Consider the following 4,125-nt stretch of genomic DNA (forward strand, 5'->3'; position numbering starts at 1 on the left):
GCGTCACAGCGCCCAGAATGACGCAGGTGGCGATGGCGCCTGACCTTTGGTCGGTTCTTGTCGGCGACTTCGCCATCGGGGTCGCTATGCGAGTGAACCCTTCTCTGACTTGATCGCCAAACCCGATTTCCTCACGGATGGCCAGAACGGCAGAACTCGGTCTGAACGCGTCGACGGGCGATGAAAGTATGTCCGTGACAACAAGCAGAGGAGATACGCGACGTGACTGATTCTGCGCCGCCCCAGCCTGCCGCGATCCGCCGAGACCAGGAGATCCCCTAATGGCAGGGCCGTCCAATGCCTCGTCTGGCGGTGCCGGCGGTGCCGCCGGAGTCGGATTCCAGAACCTGGTGTTCGCCTGGGCAGCGAGCTGCGTGGTCGCTGAAGTGCCGTTGACTTACTCCATTGCCGCTGGGGTGCCGATCGCTGTCGGCGCTCAAACCGGTTCAGGGGTCGACGACGTAGAAGTCCTGACCGACCTTGGAAACGGCGTGTTCATCCAGGCGAAGATCAAGCTGCAACTGAGTGATGACATCGATTCGCCGCTGGCAAAGGGATTGCATCAAGCCGTGAGCCAGTTCTTGTCCGGCACCGTGACCGAGCCGAGCGGTTCACGCCAGTTCGACGGCGGTCGAGACGCAATCGTTCTCTGCACTGACACCAAGGCACCTGCAACGGTGAGGACCAACCTCGCTGAGGCGGTGCGTCTCATCGCATCCCACCCGGCGGGATCAGCACTCAACCGCGAGCTGACGAAACCGCAAACCACCGCTTTGAGCGTCGCGCTCACCCACATTCGGCGCCTTTGGGCCATCGAGAACGGTGGCACCGCACCGACTGACGAGGACCTCCGCAAGTTCCTCAAGTGCCTTCACATCCTGACCCTGGACGTCGGCAAGGGCGGCGCCGATGTGCAAGCAGCGATCAGCGTGCTTCACCGACGCCTGGAGAACCCGAATCAGGCAGAATTGGCCTTGCAGACGCTGGTCGAAGCCGCTCAGGATGCATCCGAGCAGCGCCAGTGGAGAGACCGGCCGGCCCTGATCTTGGCTTTGGCTCACAAGCAGATCACGACGGCCGTTGGCGCCAGGTACTCGAAGGCCATCGACACAATTCGCGACAGGTCGTCAGCCAACTTGGCCAAGTTGCAGTCCGAAGCCTTGCTGCCCGTCGCTGGCGGGTTGTTCATTTCCCGCACTGCCGCGAAGACGCTCAAGGATCTGGAATCACGCGATCCGATCCTGATCGTCGGCGACGCCGGTTCGGGGAAGTCAGCCGTTCTTCAAGACTTCGCGACGTCGCGTCGCGACATTGAAGAGGTGGTCGTTCTTCTGGCAGAAGACGTTGCAGGCGCGAACCGTCTTGACCCGGGTACGCCACTCCTGGAGGCCCTGCTCGGTTGGTCGGGCCCGCCTGCACTACTGGCCATTGACGGCGTCGACGCACTTCGCGGCTCGAGCGATCGAGAAGCGCTTGCCAACATGGTCGCTGGACTAGCCGGGACGCGTTGGCAGGTGATTGCTTCCGCCCGCACGTTCGATACGCGCAACAGCCGCCCTCTGCAAGGGGCCTTCGCCGGCCGGCCCGTGTCGTCAGTGGAGAGCGAAGTTGATCCCCTACTGGCGTTGGTCCGACATCTACGCGTTGGCGACCTCAGCGACGAGGATCTGGACCGCGAGATCGTCGAGCCAATGCCGTTGGCAAGTCTTCTCGCTGAGGCACCACCTGACCTACGGGCACTCCTGCGCAACGCGTTCAACCTGCGCCTCGCCGCCGACCTTGGAGACTCCCTGACCGCGAGCCAGCACAACGAACTCCTGTCGGTTCGGACCCGAGTCGACCTATTGGGCCGCTACTGGGGTTGGCGCATCTTGGATGAAGCGGCCCAAGCGCGGGAGGCACTGCTTGAGCGCGTCGTGAAGAGAATGGTCGACTCCCGCCGCCTCCAAGCAGCGAAGTCTGAGCCCACGATCCAGGGCGTCGACGCGGTCGCTCTCGACGACTTGTTGAGCCGGGGTGTTCTAGCCGCAATCGAGGGCCCAATCCCGGGCCACAGTCGAGCTGTCGCGTTCGCTCACAACATCCTGTTCGACTACGCGGCAGCGATATACGTGCTCCTCGACGTCCACGACCCCGCCAATGGCCTGGTGCGAAGGCTCGATGCCGATCCGACCCTCCCACTTGTCGTGCGGCCGAGTTTCGATTTGCTCGTTGACCTCCTATGGCAAAGACGGCCAGATGGCCAGTTTTGGCCGACCGCCATCGCAGTCGCCGGCAGCGATCACGTGCTGGCGTCGCTGGCCATCGCGTCAAGGGTGGCAAACTTGGCAGCTGAGGCAGATGACTTGCTTGCCCTTGCGACTCAAGCGCAATTGGTTGTCGACGGCACCATGACCGGCCATCAGTACCTAGCAGGACAGGTCGCATCGGCGGTGCGGGCAATCACTGTAGTCCCGAATGCAGAAGCCGTCGTTGCGCCCCTGTCGCGCTTGGCTCGCGCGCTGTCTGAGCAGTCGACCGCTAGTTTCGCGAACGCGGCGCTGGCCACCGACATGATCCGTGGCCTGCAAGGTCGGATCCCGATCGGATCTATCCAAGGCAACGACGGTTTCCACGATCGTGCGCTTGCGGTTGCAAACCTGCTCGACTCCCTTAGAACAGATCCGCCAGGTAGGGAGCAGCTGGCCGGCGCGCTGATCCATCAGGTTCAGTACCTCGTAGCGAGAAGCGCAGAGGTACGCGAAGCGATCACCCGACTCTTGGACGACCAAACGGCGCTGGCTCAGTGGGGTGGCACGGTTACGGCGTGGTTCCCAGACATCGCTTCGAAGGCGATTGAGACCGACCCCGAACTTGCGCGCCGGCTGTCGGTCACCTCGGTGACCTTTGTGGAGACCCGCGACGAAGACGTCACTTTGGGAGGCAGCTCAGTGTTGCCCTTGAGAGAGTCGCGGCAGCAGCAGGCCAAGTTTGCCGTCTACCAACTTGGCCAGGCCTTCCCCACTCTGGCGGCGTCCGATGTGAAGGTTGCAGCTGAGATTGCGTGCGACGTCATCGATCACATCGAACCGACACAACTCGAGATGTCGGCACGCCAACGCGACGATGCCCCCGAGTGGCCGGTGACTAGCCCGAACGTCACAGGTTGGATCGAGCACAGCTACATGATGGGCCTGAGTAACTACTGGCACGACGATGAGCAGGAGTACCTCAAAGCCGTCGCAGACCGCCTGCTCACCGCGAGCAAGAACGCGGCGTCGACAACACTCGATGTTCTCGTCGACAGACTCCATGTGGGATGGGCTTGGGCGGCCTTGATGAACGAAGCATCAGACCCATGTGCGTTGTTCGGTGTCCTACAGCCAGCGTTCTCATCCGGGTCGCTACTCGCGCACCCGAGCACCCACTCGCAAGCGGCAACTCTCCTGAAGGCTGCCGCGCAGGAGCGCTCCATTCCCCATGGGGAACTGGAAGCAGCGGTCAGCAATGCGATCGCCCTACTGGAACGCTACGAGCGAGGCGAACAAGCCCAAGAGGTTCTGGTCGGCTGCCTCGACCCTGACCGGATCGCTGACGAGCGGCTCGCGTCCCGCCGCAAGGCGCTTGGGGACACCGCGCCGGAGATCCCGCCTCCGGACTCCGATGAAGGCAACATCGTCGACGGACGATGGTCAGCCGCTGACCACGATCTCCGAGGTGGACACGCAACACTCAGCCCTGAGGTCGAACAAGCGGCGCACGCCCTGGAGAAAGCCATCAACAAGGTCGGCGACAACCACGCGGAGAGCGATCAGCACCTGGACGCGCTCGCTGGAGCGTTCGTGCACGCGCATTCTGCATTCGAAGCCGCCCAGGAGATCTCCGATACTCTTGAGCGGCTCCTACTTGACGGCGCGAACCGTCTCGCTCGCGATCCCAAGATCACGCCTGACCATCGTGTTGCGGAGCTTCTCGTAAGCATGCTCGAAGCGCGTTCGGAAGCCGAGAACGTCGGAAGGTTCTTCTAATGATGGCGTGGAGCCCGGGTGTCCGGGATCGGACTGTCGAATGCTTGAGTGTCCTTGCCCGTCGTGAGGTGTGGCGCGACTCTGCCTACGGGCCGCGAATCACTCTCAAAGTCGAGTC

General features: G+C 62.7%; 1 protein-coding gene. It reads left to right on the plus strand.

Annotation, left to right across the window (positions count from 1 at the left end; genetic code table 11):
* The first annotated feature begins 281 nt into the window (after nucleotides 1-281).
* Nucleotides 282-4,007, plus strand: coding sequence for a hypothetical protein (locus ACOADB_RS02155; protein WP_378596266.1), 3,726 nt, complete (start codon nucleotides 282-284; stop codon nucleotides 4,005-4,007).
* Nucleotides 4,008-4,125 lie beyond the last annotated feature (118 nt).

It is taken from the genome of Nocardioides sp. CPCC 206348, assembly GCF_048654705.1.
In the GTDB taxonomy this organism is placed as follows: domain Bacteria; phylum Actinomycetota; class Actinomycetes; order Propionibacteriales; family Nocardioidaceae; genus Nocardioides.